Origin of the sequence: Actinorugispora endophytica (genome assembly GCF_004363075.1) — a bacterium.
GTDB classification, from domain to species: domain Bacteria; phylum Actinomycetota; class Actinomycetes; order Streptosporangiales; family Streptosporangiaceae; genus Actinorugispora; species Actinorugispora endophytica.
The window spans coordinates 152213-167450 of sequence record NZ_SNYN01000006.1 but is presented as its reverse complement, the minus strand read 5'-3'; the positions used below and the strand labels follow the sequence as shown (position 1 = coordinate 167450).

The 15238-nt window shown below is 72.1% G+C and carries 14 protein-coding genes; 6 read left to right on the top strand and 8 right to left on the bottom strand.

The genetic code is table 11. The features are described from left to right. Nucleotides 1–12 precede the first annotated feature (12 nt). Nucleotides 13–834 (bottom strand): lysophospholipid acyltransferase family protein, encoded by an 822-nt coding sequence (locus EV190_RS11040; RefSeq protein ID WP_133741410.1) that lies wholly within the window; start codon nt 832–834, stop codon nt 13–15. Between the two features lie 226 nt (nt 835–1060). On the opposite strand from EV190_RS11040, the gene EV190_RS11035 reads away from it, so the two are divergent. Then, on the top strand, nt 1061–1828 hold the full coding sequence (locus EV190_RS11035) for an alpha/beta hydrolase (RefSeq protein WP_133741409.1): 768 nt from the start codon (nt 1061–1063) through the stop codon (nt 1826–1828). Next, nucleotides 1825–2616: a hypothetical protein gene (locus EV190_RS11030; RefSeq protein ID WP_133741408.1), complete on the top strand. Its 792-nt coding sequence runs from the start codon at nt 1825–1827 to the stop codon at nt 2614–2616. The genes EV190_RS11035 and EV190_RS11030 overlap by 4 nt, the downstream gene beginning before the upstream one ends. A gap of 23 nt (nt 2617–2639) precedes the next feature. Here EV190_RS11030 and EV190_RS11025 read toward each other — a convergent pair whose 3' ends face one another. Both EV190_RS11025 and EV190_RS11020 read right to left on the bottom strand, forming a co-directional pair. Beyond that, nucleotides 2640–3311 carry an endonuclease/exonuclease/phosphatase family protein gene (locus EV190_RS11025; RefSeq protein ID WP_133741407.1) on the bottom strand — a complete coding sequence of 224 codons (672 nt, stop codon included), beginning with the start codon at nt 3309–3311 and terminating at the stop codon, nt 2640–2642. Between the two features lie 37 nt (nt 3312–3348). Beyond that, entirely contained in the window at nt 3349–3780 is a 432-nt protein-coding gene (locus EV190_RS11020; protein WP_133741406.1) for a VOC family protein, read from the bottom strand. Nucleotides 3781–3877: 97 nt separating this feature from the next. Here EV190_RS11020 and EV190_RS11015 point away from each other — a divergent pair, with 97 nt between their 5' ends. After that, nucleotides 3878–4480 carry a TetR/AcrR family transcriptional regulator gene (locus tag EV190_RS11015; protein ID WP_243742503.1) on the top strand — a complete coding sequence of 201 codons (603 nt, stop codon included), beginning with the start codon at nt 3878–3880 and terminating at the stop codon, nt 4478–4480. A gap of 9 nt (nt 4481–4489) precedes the next feature. Here EV190_RS11015 and EV190_RS11010 read toward each other — a convergent pair whose 3' ends face one another. After that, nucleotides 4490–5437, bottom strand: a complete 948-nt coding sequence (locus EV190_RS11010) for an ROK family glucokinase (RefSeq protein ID WP_133741404.1) — start codon at nt 5435–5437, stop codon at nt 4490–4492. 105 nt (nt 5438–5542) lie between these two features. Then, a complete protein-coding gene (locus tag EV190_RS11005; RefSeq protein ID WP_243742502.1) occupies nt 5543–5938 on the bottom strand; it encodes a hypothetical protein in 396 nt (131 codons plus the stop codon). 393 nt (nt 5939–6331) lie between these two features. Here EV190_RS11005 and EV190_RS11000 point away from each other — a divergent pair, with 393 nt between their 5' ends. Next, nucleotides 6332–8125 (top strand): AMP-dependent synthetase/ligase, encoded by a 1794-nt coding sequence (locus tag EV190_RS11000; protein WP_133741402.1) that lies wholly within the window; start codon nt 6332–6334, stop codon nt 8123–8125. Nucleotides 8126–8200: 75 nt separating this feature from the next. Here the strand turns inward: EV190_RS11000 and EV190_RS10995 are convergent, their stop codons facing one another. From EV190_RS10995 to EV190_RS10985, 3 genes are all read right to left on the bottom strand, one after another. Next, entirely contained in the window at nt 8201–9241 is a 1041-nt protein-coding gene (locus EV190_RS10995) for a C40 family peptidase (protein WP_133741401.1), read from the bottom strand. A gap of 611 nt (nt 9242–9852) precedes the next feature. Then, a complete protein-coding gene (locus tag EV190_RS10990) occupies nt 9853–10845 on the bottom strand; it encodes a C40 family peptidase (protein ID WP_133741400.1) in 993 nt (330 codons plus the stop codon). Nucleotides 10846–11064: 219 nt separating this feature from the next. Next, entirely contained in the window at nt 11065–12423 is a 1359-nt protein-coding gene (locus EV190_RS10985; RefSeq protein WP_133741399.1) for an NYN domain-containing protein, read from the bottom strand. Between the two features lie 164 nt (nt 12424–12587). On the opposite strand from EV190_RS10985, the gene EV190_RS10980 reads away from it, so the two are divergent. Together EV190_RS10980 and EV190_RS10975 are read left to right on the top strand one after the other, a co-directional pair. Continuing rightward, nucleotides 12588–14408: a DEDD exonuclease domain-containing protein gene (locus EV190_RS10980; protein WP_133741398.1), complete on the top strand. Its 1821-nt coding sequence runs from the start codon at nt 12588–12590 to the stop codon at nt 14406–14408. Between the two features lie 44 nt (nt 14409–14452). Further along, nucleotides 14453–15223 carry a rhomboid family intramembrane serine protease gene (locus EV190_RS10975; RefSeq protein WP_133741397.1) on the top strand — a complete coding sequence of 257 codons (771 nt, stop codon included), beginning with the start codon at nt 14453–14455 and terminating at the stop codon, nt 15221–15223. Nucleotides 15224–15238 lie beyond the last annotated feature (15 nt).

Here is a 15238-nt window from a genome sequence, read left to right as displayed (position 1 = left end):
GGCGCGGCGCGGTCACTCCGTCTGGCCGGTTCCGGACTTCTTCGCGGCCTTCCTCTCGGCCCTGCGCGCGGCGCGCTCGGCCTTGGCCTCCTCGCGCCCGGCGCGGCGCCGGTCCTTCTCGGAGGCGCTCTGCTCCTTCTTCTCCTCCTTGGCCGCCGCCTCCAACTCGGCCTTGACCGACTGGGCGTAGCGGTCCACGTACTCCTGGCCGGACAGCTCCATCAGCGCGTACATGATCTCGTCGGTGATGGCGCGCAGCACGCGCGGGTCCTTCTCCATGCCGTGGTAGCGGGAGAAGTCCAGCGGCTTGCCGAACCTGACCTTGGGCCGGATGCCGAGCTTGGGGAGGGTGCGCCCGGGCGGCATGATCTTGTCGACGTTGATCATCGCCATGGGGACCACCGGGACCCTGGCCTCCAGGGCCAGGCGGGCCACGCCGGTGCGGCCTCGGTAGAGCCTGCCGTCCGGGGAGCGGGTGCCCTCGGGGTAGATGCCCAGCAGCTTGCCCTGCTTGAGCACGCGCAGGCCGGTGCGCAGGGCCGCCTCGCTGGCCTTCCCGCCGGAGCGGTCGATCGGGATCTGCCCGACCCCGGTGAAGAACAGCCGGCTGAGCAGGCCCTTGACCCCCCTGCCGGTGAAGTACTCGGCCTTGGCCAGGAACGTGATCTTGCGCGGCAGCGGCAGCGGCCCGAAGAAGTGGTCCGAGAACGACAGGTGGTTGCTCACCATGATCGCGGGACCCTGTCTGGGCACGTTCTCCACCCCGTAGGCGCGCGGCTGCCACAGCACCGCGAGCACCGGCCCGAGAATCGCCTTGACCACCCAGTAGAACACGGCTCACCCCCGCACGTGCGGGGAGCGCTCGACCCGATTGGCCACGTTCACCTTCCCGCCACCGCTGACAATCGTCGCCATCTTCCCATCCCCCGTGCAGCACTACCAACGCAGTCCCGCGCCACGCGGCGGGGCGGGGGTACCGGCGGAGGAGGCGCTCGACTAGTTTCATAGGTCCCGGCGCTGTCTCCGCGCTCGCGCCGACCACGACCAGGAAGGGCCCGAAATGACGTTACTACCGGGAGCCGAGCCTTTCCGGCACGCCGGTGGACGCGTCGGCGCCGTACTGTGCCACGGGTTCACCGGATGCCCGCAGTCGATGCGGCCGTGGGCGGAGCACCTGGCCGCGGCCGGGCTCACGGTGGACCTTCCGCTGCTGCCGGGGCACGGCACCACGTGGCAGGACATGCGCCCGACCACGTCCGACGACTGGCTCGGCGCCGCGGAGGACGCGTTCGCCAGGGTCCGCGCGGTGTGCGACGACGTCTTCGTGATGGGCCTCTCCATGGGCGGCTGCCTGGCCCTGCGCCTGGCGCAGCGCCACGGCGACGAGGTGGCGGGCGTCGTGGTGGTGAACCCGTCCATCGCGGTCGAGGACCGGCTGCTGCACATCGGACACGTGGTGAAGCTGCTGCTGCCCTCGGTCAAGGGTCTGGCCGGCGACATCAAAAAACCGGAAACACGCGAGGTGGGCTACGACCGGGTGCCGATCGCCGCGGCCGCGACGCTGCCCCGGCTGTGGCGGGCCACCCGCCGGGACCTGCCCTCGATCACCGCGCCGGTCCTCGCCTACAGAAGTCCCGATGATCATGTCATCGGCCCCGAAAGTCTGCGTATCCTCACAAGCAGGGCGGTCAACTCCACGGTCACGGTCCACTCGCTCGACGACAGCTACCACGTCGCCACGCTGGACAACGACGCGGAGACCGTCTTCGACGGCAGCCTCGCCTTCGTACGCGAACACAGCAGGAGCGGGGAAGGACTAGAGAAATGACGGACCGCCGCGGCAACGGCCTGCTCGCCGACGCCTACGTCCCGTTGATCCTACTCACGCCCTTGCTGGCCGACACCATGCTGGAAGCGCTCGGGCGCGCGGGCATCGCGGCGTACGCGGTCCCGCTCGACGAGGACGTGCTCGACCCGGACCGGGCGCCCGGCGAGCAGTCGTCCACCGACCACCTCTACGTGGACGCCAACGAGCGGCGGGCCGCCGAGGAGGTCCTGCGCGCGGAGCTGCCCGAACTCGTCGACCCTCCCGGCGCCGGGGCCGCCGCGCCCCCGGACGACCCCGCGTCGTCGGAGCAGGGTCGCTCCTCCTCCGACGACGAGGACGACGAGGTGTGGGCCGACCTGGTGGCGCGGTTCTACGACACCGACGAGGGCGGGCGGGAGTGGCCCGACGCCGAGAACGTGTCCGGGCACGCCGGAGGCGACCTGCTCGACACGCCCGAACCCGACGAGCCCCCCGCTCCCCGCCTTCGGCCGATCCGGCCCCGCCCGCCCGAGGAGAGGTCCGCCCACGGCCTCGACGACGGCGAGCACTTCGTCCCCCCGCCCCCGCCGCCGCTCCCGCGCGGCGACCTCACCAGCCGGGCGGCCTGGGCGGGTCTTCTCGGCGGTCCCGCCGTGCTGCTGGTGTCCACCATCCTGGGGTTCAGCGTCCCGGGCTGGCTGGTGCTGGCCGTGCTCTGCGCCTTCGTGGCGGGGTTCGTGGTCCTGCTGATCCGGATGGGCGACCGCCCGCCCCGCGACTCCGGCCCCGACGACGGCGCGATCATCTAGCAGGCCCCGGCCGTTCGCGGCCCTCACCGCAGGGCGATCTCGGCCAGGACCGGGTGGTGGTCGGTGGCCGACGCCAGGTCCGCGGGGAGCGGGGCCCTCGGGACGCCCGAGGCCAGGACGCCCAGGCGCGGGTCGGCGAAGATCCCGTCGATGCGCTTCCGCGGCCGACGGGCGGGGAAGGTCGGCCCGGTCCCCCCGGTGTCGGGGAGCCGGGCCGCCAGCAGCCGCCAGGCCGGGCCGACGGGTTCCTCGTTGACGTCGGCGGCCAGGACCACGGGGGCGTCGTACACGCTCAGCAGCGCGAGGATCTCCGCGGCGTGCTCGAGGCGCGCACCGGGTTCCAGGTCCAGGTGGCTGACCGCCGCGGTGAGCTGGTGGCCGTCGACCGCCAGGACCGCCACCGAGAGGGCCCGCGGGTGCAGGCCGCGGCGGCGGCTCAGCCTCCGGTGAGCGCGGCGCCCGACCCCGATGCCGGGCCGCACCAGGATCGCCAGCCCCCCGGCCCGCCTGCTCACCGCCGTCCGCAGTCCGCACCTCCTGGCGAGCCGCCTCCTGCGGGTGCGCCACAGCAGCAGCCGGGGCGCCTCCTGGAGGCAGAGGACGTCGGGACGGCAGGCCCTGACCACCCGCGCGACGGCCGCGGGGTCGTCACGCAGTGACCGGACGTTGTACGACAGGACGCGGAGGACGGGCACGCCCTCCGGGTACCCGGTCCGCGCGCGGCGACACCGCTCAGAAGGCTCCCGGCTCCCCGGACGCGTAGCTCCCGGCGAACTCCGGGGACGGCGGGATCGGGGTGATGACGTCGATGAGGACGCCGTTGGGGTCGGCGACGATGAAGTGGCGCTGCCCGAAGTCCTCGCTGCGCAGGTCGAGCACCGGCGCCAGGCCCGCTCCGACCACCAGCCGCTCGTACTCCGCGTCCACGTCGTCCACCTCGAAGTTCAGGAGCAGGCCCCGCGCGGTGGAGCGGTACCCCTCGGGGATCGTGGGATGCGCGCCGTCCAGGAGCGCGAGCTCGTAGCCGGGCGCGTCGGTCCTCCTCAGGCTCACGTACCAGTCCGCGGTGAACACCGTCTCGAACCCCAGGTGCTTCGTGTAGAAGGCGTGGGACTCGGCGATCCGGTCCGTGCAGACGACCGGGTAGAAACTCGTCAGGCTCATGGGTGCGCTCCGTTCGAAAAACAAACCAACCGACGGTATGTTTCTTGACCATAGACGCGTACGCTGGTCGCGTCAATCAGCGAGGAGGGAAACGCCGGTGAGCACGGAACGTCGGAGCAACACCGAACGCACCAGGAGGACCACCGGGGCGCTCGTGTCCGGGGCGCGGCTCCTGTTCGCGCGCCGGGGCTACGCCGGGGTGGGGCTGGCCGAGGTCGCGGAGGAGGCCGGGGTCACCAAGGGGGCCCTCTACCACCACTTCGGCAGCAAGGCCGGGCTGTTCCGGGCCGTGGTCGAGCAGGTCCAGCAGGATGTCGGGGAGCGGGTCGCCGCCGCCGCGGAGAAGGAGGCGGACCCCTGGTCCCGGCTGACGGCCGGGTGCGGGGAGTTCCTCGCCGCGGCCTCGGATCCGGAGGTGCAGCGGATCATGCTCGTCGACGGCCCTGCCGTGCTGGGCTGGGCCGAGTGGCGCCGAATGGACGAGGCGGCGTCCGCCAGGCACCTCGTGGAGGCGCTGGCGGACCTGGTCGGCTCCGGCGTGGTCGCCCCGCAGCCCGTCGAGCCGCTGGCCCGCCTGCTGTCGGGCGCGATGAACGAGGCCGCCCTGTGGCTGGCCCGCTCCGAGTCCCCCGAGGCCGACCTGGCCGACACCGTCGAGGCGCTGTCCCGGCTGTTGGAGTCCCTGCGCGCCGGCGCGTGAGCCCCTTCCTCAGACCCGCACGAGGTCGCCCGCTCCGACGATGCCCGCCTGGGAGCCGAGCTCCGCGATGCGGATGTCGGCGAGGGTGCGCACGACCCGGCCGGTGACGTGGCGCGCGAAAGACCTGCGGATGGGGTCCAGCAGGATGTCGCCCGCCTCGCAGACGCCGCCGCCGATGACGAAGCGCTCGGGGTCCAGGATCGCGGCGAGGTCGGCCAGCCCCTGGCCCACCCAGTCGCCGACGACGGCGAAGCACTCCAGCGCCGCGCCGTCGCCCTCCAGCGCCGCCTCGGTGATGTCGTGGCCCTGGATGCGGTCGGGGTTCCCCTCGGCGGGCTTGAGCAGGCGCTCGGCGCGCCCGGGCGCCGTCCGGGCCAGATCCCGGGCCTCGGCGACCAGCGCGCGGCCGCTGGCGTACTGCTCCCAGCAGCCGCTGTTGCCGCACCCGCAGCGGCGGCCGTTGGCGACGATGCGGTAGTGCCCGATCTCCGCGCCGATGCCGTAGCGGCCCCGGAACAGCTGGTTGTCGATGATGACACCGCCGCCGATCCCGGTTCCCAGGGTCACGCAGACCACGTGCCCCACGCCGCGCCCCGCGCCGAAGCGGGCCTCGCCCCAGGCCGCCGCGTTGGCGTCGTTCTCGATGACGATCGGCAGGTCGATCCTGCGGCGCATGCGATCGCGGAGCGGCTCCCCGCGCCAGGCCAGGTTGGGGGCGAAGACGACGGTGGACCGGGTCTCGTCCACGAAGCCCGCCATCCCCACGCCGACCCCCTCGACGGCCCCGGCGGGGTGGTGCGCCAGGAGCTCCTCGACGGCGTCGCAGACCACGTCCGCGAGGGCGTCGCTGTTGGCGGGGGTGGGGTACTTGACCTTCTCCAGGATCCGGCCATCACCATCGACAACGCCGGCGGCCACCTTCGTGCCGCCGATGTCCACGCCGATCGTCAACCGCATGGACGGCTCCTTTTCACCTCAGTGCCCGAGCTCACGTCCGAGCGCCGCTGGACTCGCCGATTGGAGTAAACCATTGGATTAAACCAGTGTCGACGGCCCGCGCGTTCAGTCGGCCCGGGCCGCCGGCGCGACGTCGCCGTCCGCCTTCCCCGAGGAGGCGCCGGTGGCGGGCTTCTGCTGCAGGGAGCGCTCGACCGCGGTCAGGGTCCGTCCCATCGCACCGAACACCAGTGAGCCCGCCGCCCCCAGGTGGCGCCCGAGCTCGGGAAGCGTATCGCGCGCGATCCCGATGACCTGGTCGAGCACCGGCCCGTCCGGACGCGGCTCCTCCTTGACCGCCTGCTCCCACACGTCGCCCTTCCGGGGCGGCGGGGAGGTCACACTGGCCACCCCCCTGCGCACCCCGGCGATGATCAGCTTGCGCTGGAGCGCGTCCACCAGCCGCAGCGCGTCGTCGATCACCTCGGAGGAACCCCCCTGGTCGCGATTGGGCTGTGCCATGGTCACCTACCTGTTCGTCGGTCTCCTCGTCATCACGTTAACCGGACGACGGGGCCGCGGAGTTCCGCCTCCGCCGAAACCAGGGCGATCCCGGATGAAGTTCAGGGGCCCGCCCCGCCTCCGGACCCGCGCCGCCGCCCGGGCCGGGGCGCGCACCGGAGGGCGGCCGTCCGAAGGCCGTCGGCCGCCCCCTCCCCCCATCACCCTAAAAACGGCATAATGGACTTTCTGCCCGACGGCAGCGGCACAGGACCGGATCCCCCACCGAGGGGCGACGGGATACCAGGTCGGATATCCATCGGGTACCGACTGAGAACTTGTTCTACCCGCGAGTAGCAGAAGTTGTTACCGTCGTCACATCCCTCGTCAGCCCGCAAGTCCAGGAGTTGAACAGTGCGCGAGTACATCCGTCCGGCGAACACCGAACTACCCCCTGACGCGCGCCTGACCGACATCGTCTTCAAACGCGCCGCCGAGGAGCCCACCGCCGTGATGTTCAAGCGGCAGGAGTCGGGCCAGTGGCGGGACGTGACCTGCAAGGAGTTCCACGACGACGTCGTGGCCGTGGCGAAGGCGCTGGTCGCGGCCGGAATCGAGCACGGCGACCGCGTGGGTCTGATGTCGCGCACCCGATACGAGTGGACCGTCGTCGACTACGCCGTCTGGTCCGTCGGCGGGGTGGTCGTCCCGATCTACGAGACCTCCTCCGAGGAGCAGATCCGGTGGATCCTCGGCGACTCCGGCAGCCGGGCCGTCTTCGTCGAGGGGCCCCAGCACGCCGAGCGGGTCGCGGCGGCCGGCGACCTGGCGGACCTCGAGCACACCTGGCTGATCGAGGACGGCGGCCTCAAGGAGCTCGCCGCGAGCGGCACCGGCGTCGCGGACCAGGTCATCGAGGAGCGCCGCACCACCGGGACCCCGGACGACCTGGCCACCCTCATCTACACCTCCGGAACCACCGGCCGCCCCAAGGGCTGCGAGCTGACCCACCGGAACCTGCTGTTCGACGTCGAGAACGTCATCCACGGCCCCGTGAAGACGGTGTTCAGCCTCCCCGGCCGCTCCAATCTGCTGTTCCTGCCGCTGGCGCACTCCTTCGCCCGGATCATCCAGATCGGCTGCGTGGAGTCCCGAACGGTGATGGGCCACTTCCCCAGCACCGGCCCCGACCTCGTCGACGCCCTGGGCTCCTTCAAGCCGACCTTCCTGCTCGCCGTCCCGCGCGTGTTCGAGAAGGTCTACAACAAGGCCGAGCAGAAGGCCGCCGCCGAGGGCAAGGGCCGGATCTTCCGCGCCGCCGCCGACACCGCCATCGCCTACAGCCGGGCGCTGGACGCGGGCGGCCCCGGGATCGGCCTGCGGATCAGGCACGCGGTGTTCGCCAGGCTCGTCTACAGCAAGATCCTGGCGGCCGTCGGCGGCGAGGCCAAGTACGCCGTCTCCGGCGGCTCGGCCCTGGGCACCCGGCTCGGCCACTTCTTCCGCGGCATCGGGCTGACCATCATCGAGGGGTACGGCCTGACCGAGACCTCCGCGCCCACCGCCGCGAACAGCCCCGAGGACACCCGGATCGGCACCGTCGGACGCCCCATCCCCGGAACCGGCGTCCGGATCGACGAGGACGGCGAGATCCTGGTCAAGGGCGACCACGTGATGCGGGGCTACTGGAAGAACCCCAAGGCCACGGAGGAGGCGTTCACCGAGGACCACTGGTACCGCACCGGCGACATCGGCGAACTCGACGAGGACGGCTTCCTGCGCATCACCGGCCGCAAGAAGGAGATCATCGTGACCGCCGGCGGCAAGAACGTCGCCCCCGCGGTGATCGAGGACCGGATCCGCGGCCACGCGATCATCAGCCAGTGCCTGGTCGTCGGCGACAACCGCAACTTCATCTCCGCGCTCGTCACCATCGACACCGAGGCCCTGGAGTTCTGGAAGCAGCAGAACGGCAAGACCGGCGGGCTCGCCGAGCTGATCGACGACCCGGACCTCAGGGCCGCCGTCCAGGACGCCGTGGACGACGGCAACAAGGCCGTCTCCAAGGCCGAGTCGGTCCGCAAGTTCACCATCCTGCCCGTCGACTTCACCGAGGACAACGGCTACCTGACCGCCTCTCTGAAGGTCAAGCGGCACATCGTGACCAAGCGGTTCGGCGACGAGATCGAGAAGATCTACAGCGCCTGACCCGGTCCCGCCAACGGGGAACGCCCCGCCCCCTCGGTCGAGGGGGCGGGGCGTTCCCCGTTGGCGGGACCGCCGCTACGGGCGGACGCCGCCGACGAAGCTGTCCCTGTAGTAGGAGGTCAGGTCCACCACCCCGATCGGCTTGGAGGAGGTGGAGGCGTGCACCATCCGGCCGTCACCGGTGGCCATGCCCACGTGGGTCGGCGCGGAGCTGTCGTAGAAGAACAGCAGGTCGCCCGCCTGGAGGTTGTCCCAGGAGACGCGCTGACCGGCGTAGAACTGGTCCTGTGAGACGCGCGGCAGGCTCACGCCCGCCTGGGCCCACGCGGCCTGGGTCAGCCCCGAGCAGTCGTAGCCGTTCGGACCCGTGCCGCCCCAGATGTAGGGCTTGCCGACCTGGTTGAAGGCGAAGTCCAGGGCGGTCTTGGCGTTTCCGGTGGCCGGGCCGTCGTAGGTGGCGCCGCCCCCGGAGGAGGAAGAAGAGGAGGAGGAGTTGCTGACGGTGTTGACCCCGGCCGTCGCCGCGGTCTGCTCCTCCGCCGTCAGCTCTTCGAGCAGCTCCTCCTGCTCGGCGATCTTCTCCTCGCCCGCCTCGCGGGCGTCCTCGGCCTCGTCGAGCTTGTCCTGGGCCTCCTTCTCGGTCTCCTCGGCCTCGCTCTGGAGGCTCTCCAGCTTCTCCCGCTGCTCCGAGTAGCGGTCCAGGCTGCTCTGCTGGCTCGCCGACAGGTAGCCCAGGTCCGCCGCCTGCGCCAGGACCTCCTCCGGACCGGAGGAGCCCAGCAGGTAGGCGGGGGAGCTGTAGTCGCTCCCGGTGTAGGTCGTGCTGGCCAGGACCTTGATGGAACCGCGGAGCTCGTCGAAGTCGGCCTGCGCCGCCTCCAGGTCCTCGTTGACGTCCTCGAGCTTCTTCTCGGCCGCTTCGTGGTCCTCTTCGGCCTGGTTGTAGGTCTCGTTGAGTTCGGAGAACTCGCGTTCGAGCCGCTCGATCTCCTCCCGGACCTCGTCGGCGCTCGGGTCGGCGAAGGCCACCCCCTGCGAGAGGACCAGGAGGCCCGAGGCGATGACGCCTACGGCCGCCAGGCGGCGGCGAGAGCCACGATCATGGCGTTCATCCACGCTGTGGCACACCTTTCTCCCATGTCCGCCTACCGGAACAGTGCGTACGAGCCGGGGCTGGAAGAGAAGCCCCGGCGGTGAAGGAAGCACCCCTCGACTCGGCTCGGTCCGATGGGGGACGGCGTGCGTGGGAGGGAGGTTCCCCGGCCTCCGCGAACTGGGATCACTGAGGGTGCTTCGCGGAGTTCGGCGGGAGCGGTCGCTGCCATCGGGCGATGGCGAGGGTCACGAATCCACTCGGCGACGAACATAGTGCATCCAGGGCACCCGTCTCAACCAATTCGTTACGTTTGCCGCGAGATTCATGAATGTCGCAAAACGGATACCGGGCGGGACCGAATCGCCTTTCCCGCGCGGGAAGGGGCCGGGAACGACGTCGCCGCCCCGGTGCGGACCGGGGCGGCGACGGACGACGGGCTGCCGAGTGAGAAGTGTCTCCGCAGTTGAGAGGGGTGCCGGAGCCGCCTGGACGGCGGCTCCCGGGATTCCCGGGCCTGACCGCGAACCGCGGCACCACCCAGGGGGACGACCCCCTTCGACCCCCGGCCCCTACGGCCGGACCGCGAACCGCGGCACCACCCAGGGGGACGACCCCCTTCGACCCCCGGCCCCTACGGCCGGACCGCGAACTGGAACTCGCCGTCCCAGTACCCGGACAGCGAGACCACCTCGACGTTCTTGCCGGTGCGCGGGGCGTGGATCATCTGGCCGCCGCCCACGTACATGCCCACGTGGGTCAGACCGCCGTAGAAGAAGATCAGGTCGCCGGGCTGCATGGCGTCGTAGCCGACCCGCTGCCCGGCCTCGGCCTGGCCGTAGGTGGTGCGGGGCAGGCTGACGCCCGCGTTGGCCCAGGCACGCATGGTGAGGCCGGAGCAGTCGTAGTTGTCGGGGCCGGCGGCGCCGTAGACGTACGGCTTGCCGAGCTGGGCGTAGGCGAAGTCCAGGGCCGAGCCGGCGCTGCCCGAGGCCGAGCCGGTGTAGCTGCCGCCGACGTCCGAACCGCCGCCCGCCGGGTCGGCGCTGGGGAACTGCGAGAGCAGCTCCTCCTGCTCGGCGATCTTGTCCTCGACGTCGCTCTGCTTGTCCTCGATCTCGTCCTTCTTGTTCTCCGCCTCTTCGAGGATCTCCTCGTTCTCCTGCTTGAGCTTGATCAGCCGCTCGGTGGAACCCTCGAACTCCTCCAGTTCGGCCCGCTGGCTCTCGGAGAGGTAGCCGAGGTCCGCGGACTGGTCCAGGAGGTCCTCGGGGTTCTCCACGGAGAGGATCGTGGTCCCGGCCTCGAGGTCGGGGGACATGTACGCGGCGCTGGCGAAGGACGAGACCTTGTCCCGCAGCTCCTCGTAGCGGTCCTCCTCGTCCCCGACCTGCTTCTCGAGTTCGTCCGCCTTCTTCTTGAGGGCGTCGTACTCTTCCTTGGCCGCGTTGTACTCCTCGACGAGGGCCCCGGCCTCCTCGTTGAGTTCGTCGAGCTTGTTCTCGACCTCTTCCTGGGTCGGCTCGGCGTGCGCGATACCGCTGGGAAGGATCAGACTGCCGGCTGCCACGAACCCGAGTCCGGTCGCGATCCGACGGGCCGCGCGCCGTCCACCTTTGTCAGCCATGGGCGGTACACGCTCCTTTGAGAAAAGTCCGCTTCGAGGGGGTTGATGGAGGGGTGCGTCCGCGAACTGGACGCGTGGAACCGGCGGCGCGAATCCGAACGCGCTCGGCTACGGCTCCGGATAGAACCTAGCGGACCGCTCCCGGGCACTCAACCGCGCGGGCGGAATGTAACCTTCCGCACAGGTACGCGCACCGGCCGCGAACCGGCCTCCGGCCGGTCAGTCCAACCGCCTGAGCAGCAGCCTCGACGCCACCGTGCGCGCCCCTTCGCGCCGGACCGCCGCGATGATCTCCTTGTCCGAGGTGACCACGGCCAGGGGGCGCCCCTCCGGCTCGGCCCGGACCAGCCGGATGATCAGCTCGTCCGCGGTCTCCCCCGGGTCGCTGAAGAGCAGCCGCACCCGGCGGGCCGCCGACAGCGTCAGCGGGGCGTCGACCTCGGCGCCGTCGAACACGCAGGTGATCTCCGCCTTGGTCCGGGTCGCCAGGCCCTCCAGACCCGCCAGGAGCCTGGTGCGCTGGTCGGCCAGCGGCAGCGTCCCGTACCCGGTCTTGGTGACGTTGTAGCCGTCCACGAGCAGGTGGATGCGCGGCATGACCAGGAGCTGGTCGACGAGTCCGGGGTCGTCGTCGGGCAGGCCCCGGCCGGGGACCCCGCTCGCCCCCGCCCGCGCCTCCGCGGCCACCAGGTCGGCGGGCAGGGTGATCGACGTGGGCAGCGCGAGTTCGCGGCGCAGCCCGTGCGCGGCGTCCTGGAGGACGTCCAGCAGCACCCGCAGCCGAGCCTCGTCGGCGCTGCGCCCGGTCCGGGCGGCCCGGCGGACGTTCTCGATCTGGGCCTCGGCCGCCGCGAGCTTTCCGCGCAGCCGCCGGTTCTCGGCCTCCAGGGAGCTGACCCGCGCGGCCGCGGTCCCGGTGCGGTCCCCCGCCTCGGCCGTCGCCTCCTCCGCGCGCCGCACCGCCTTCCTGGCCTGCTGCCGCTCGGTGTGGAGCTTGCGGCGCAGTTCGGCGATCTCGGCCTTGTGCCCGCGCAGCTCCGCACGGAGCCTGACGACCTCCTCCTTGTGCCCGGCCCTGGCCTCGTCCAGCTTGCCGCGCAGCTCCGCGATGGCGTCGGCGGTGGCGTCGGCCTCCTTCGCCTTGGCCTGGCGCTCCAGTTCGGCGTGGACGTGCTCGATGACCGAGGGCCAGCCGTCCGGCCGCAGCAGGTAGGCGACCGCCCCGACCGTGACCGGGTCCGCGGCGGGGGGGATCTCCCCGTTGCCGAGCCCGTCGGCGAGGGTGGGCCAGGCCTTGCGCATCCGGTCGGCGACCCGGCCGCGGAACTCGTCGTCGGACTCCAGGCGGGAGGCGATGTCCGGTCCGGCCAGCCGGGCCCGGCGGCGCGGCTCGAACTTGGCGAACCGGCGCAGCGCCGACGGGATCTCGGCGGCGGTCATGGAACCGAGGATCTCGGCCCCGTACTCGACGACGCGGGCACGCACCGCCTCGGGGAGCGGACGCTCCAGCGACTCCCCCTTCGGCTCTCCGTCCTGCGTGGCGCGGTCGTCGCCCGCGCCGCCTGGGTCCGCCGTCATGGACGCGCCCCGCCGCCCCTCGGGAACGTCACCGAAACTCTCACAACCCTGTCCTCCTCCATCGGTCCCGACCCTATTTCGCGGGCGCGCGGAAGCGGCCGGGGAGACACGGCCACCACCGCGAATCCCCGAAGTGGATATCGAGTGGTCTGGGCCATCTTTCCATGAATGCCCTGGGAGGGGGCTGTGAAGCGGCGGAGGGCCTGTCCTGCGGACGCGGGAGCCCTCCCATCCGACGTCCCGCCGAACACACGTACGCTGGCCTGGTGGCACAACCCAGTCACCCGCTCCAGGGAACCCTCGACGAGCTGGGGACCCCGCTCGCGCTCACCACCTTCGTGGTCGTCGACCTGGAGACCACCGGTTCGCGTCCCGACGGCGCCGGGATCACCGAGATCGGCGCGGTGAAGATCCGCGGCGGAGAGGTCCTGGGCGAATTCGGCTCGCTCGTGGACCCGCGCGCGCCCGTCCCGCCGTTCGTCACCCTGCTCACCGGGATCACCCAGGCCATGGTGGACGCCGCCCCGCCGGCCGAGGAGGCGCTCCCCGCGTTCCTGGAGTTCGCCGGGTTCGACTCGGGCTCCGTCCTGGTCGCGCACAACGCTCCGTTCGACGTCGGCTTCCTCAAGGCCGCCTGCGCGGCGCACACGCTGCGCTGGCCCAACCCCGCGGTCCTCGACACGCTGCCACTGGCGCGCCGCCTGGTGTCCCGCCAGGAGACCGCCAACCACAAGCTCGGCACGCTCGCCGGGTTCTTCGGCGTCGCCGACGAGCCCACGCACCGCGCGCTCGACGACGCCCGCGCCACCGTGGGCGTCCTGCGCGGGCTTCTCGGACGGCTCGGGGCCCGCGGCGTCGGCACCTGGGAGGAGCTGCGGTCCTTCCGCAGCGCGCCCACGCCCGTCCAGCGCGGCAAGCGCCACCTCGCCGACGGCGTTCCGGCCGAGCCGGGCGTGTACGTCTTCGAGGACGCCTCGGGCGCCGCCCTGTACGTCGGCAAGAGCGGCGACCTGCGCACACGGGTGCGGTCCTACTTCACCGCCTCGGAGACCCGCTCCCGGATCCGCGAGATGGTCGGCCTGGCCGAGCGCGTCACCCCGATCGTGTGCGGCACCGCGCTGGAGGCCGAGGTCCGCGAGCTCCGGTTGATCGCCGAACGCAAACCGCCCTACAACCGGCGCTCGCGCAACCCCGAGCGCGCGCCCTGGCTCGAACTGACCACCGAGGCGTTCCCGAGGCTGTCCGTGGTCCGGCGGGTGCGCGACGGCGGCGCCCGGTACCTGGGGCCGTTCCCCAGCGTCCGGGTCGCCGAGCTGGCCCGCGACGCGCTGCACCAGACCTTCCCGATCCGCCGGTGCGCGCACCGGATCACCCCGGCGCGCCGGGGCGCGGCCTGCGCCCTGGCCGGCATGGGGCTCTGCGGGGCGCCGTGCGAGGGGGCCGAGTCGCCCGAGGAGTACGCCGCGCACGCCGACGCCGTCGCGCGCGCGATGTCGTCGGACGTCTCCCCCGTCGTCGAGGCGCTCACCGCGCACATCGGCGCGCTGTCGCGGCAACTGCGCTACGAGGAGGCCGCGCTCCACCGGGACAGGCTGTCCGCGTTCCTCGCCGCGGCGGTGCGCACCCAGCGGCTCCAGGGACTCGCCGACGTGCCGCACCTGGTGGCGGCCCGCCCCGTCGGGGACACCTGGGAGCTGTGCGTGGTCCGGCACGGCCGCCTCGCCGCGAGCGGGCGGATGCGCCCCGGCGCGGACCCCCACGCGTACCTGGGCGCGCTGGTGGCCTCCGCCGAGACGGTCCCCCCGGGCAGCGGCCCCGTCCCCCGCGCCGACGCCAACGAGACCGAGTGCGTGCTCCGCTGGCTCGGCTCGGCGGGGACGCGCCTGCTGGAACTCGACCGCGACTGGGTCAGCCCGGCCAACGGCGCGGAGAAGTACCTGCGCCTGGTCCACCGGCACACGCCGGGCCCGACGCGGGATCTCTGACAGACTGGCCCATGGCTTGATCCCTAGAACAGGACGCGGGTGCGATGGCGGGCATTCCACTCAGTGACGACTACCTCGTGCGCCGTGTGCCGGTGGTCACCTATTCGCTGGTCGCCGTGAACGTCCTGGTGTACCTGCTGTCGCCGATGTCGATGCTGGCCACCTGGTACGGCGCGGACCCCGGCGCGCGGCTGTGCGCCGTCGACCTCTACCTGCTGCGCTGGGCGGCGGTCCCGGCCGAGCTGCTCACCGGGCAGCCGCTGGGCGCGGAGGCGGGCGCCTTCACCGACTGCTCGGGCGAGGTCGCCAAGTGGCCGTGGCTGTCCTCGGTCACCTCGATGTTCCTGCACGGCGACTCCCTGCACCTGGCGGGGAACATGGTGTACCTGTTCGTCTTCGGCCCGTGCGTGGAGGACCGCCTGGGGCGGTTCCGCTTCCTGGCCATCTACCTGCTCACCGGGGTCGTGGCCTCCTACGGCTTCGCGCTCAGCGAGGGCCCCGTGGAGGTGCCCCTGGTGGGCGCGTCGGGGGCGATCTCGGGGGTGCTCGGCGCCTACCTGATCGTCCAGTTCCGCAGCAGGGTGATCACACTGCTGCTGGGCTTCCTACCGGTCCGGCTCCCCGGGTGGATGCTGGTGGCCACCTACTTCGCACTCGACTACTTCCTGTACCTCAGCCTCTCGCTCTCCCCCGACGGGCAGAACCCGGTCGCGTACGCCGCGCACGTCTACGGCTTCGTCGCCGGACTGCTCGCGGGGCTGCTCGTGTACCGCGTCCGCTGGCGGGCGGGCGCGCGCCTGTCCGACGTGCACTGAGGCCGCCGGACCACC

What these genes read in the sequence shown, in the direction of transcription:
- EV190_RS11035 (WP_133741409.1), top strand. Translation starts at nt 1,061, where the DNA reads ATGACGTTACTACCGGGAGCCGAGCCTTTCCGGCACGCCGGTGGACGC.
- EV190_RS11030 (WP_133741408.1), top strand. Translation starts at nt 1,825, where the DNA reads ATGACGGACCGCCGCGGCAACGGCCTGCTCGCCGACGCCTACGTCCCG.
- EV190_RS11020 (WP_133741406.1), bottom strand. Translation starts at nt 3,780, where the DNA reads ATGAGCCTGACGAGTTTCTACCCGGTCGTCTGCACGGACCGGATCGCC.
- EV190_RS11010 (WP_133741404.1), bottom strand. Translation starts at nt 5,437, where the DNA reads ATGCGGTTGACGATCGGCGTGGACATCGGCGGCACGAAGGTGGCCGCC.
- EV190_RS11005 (WP_243742502.1), bottom strand. Translation starts at nt 5,938, where the DNA reads ATGGCACAGCCCAATCGCGACCAGGGGGGTTCCTCCGAGGTGATCGAC.
- EV190_RS10990 (WP_133741400.1), bottom strand. Translation starts at nt 10,845, where the DNA reads ATGGCTGACAAAGGTGGACGGCGCGCGGCCCGTCGGATCGCGACCGGA.
- EV190_RS10985 (WP_133741399.1), bottom strand. Translation starts at nt 12,423, where the DNA reads ATGACGGCGGACCCAGGCGGCGCGGGCGACGACCGCGCCACGCAGGAC.
- EV190_RS10980 (WP_133741398.1), top strand. Translation starts at nt 12,588, where the DNA reads ATGAATGCCCTGGGAGGGGGCTGTGAAGCGGCGGAGGGCCTGTCCTGC.
- EV190_RS10975 (WP_133741397.1), top strand. Translation starts at nt 14,453, where the DNA reads ATGGCGGGCATTCCACTCAGTGACGACTACCTCGTGCGCCGTGTGCCG.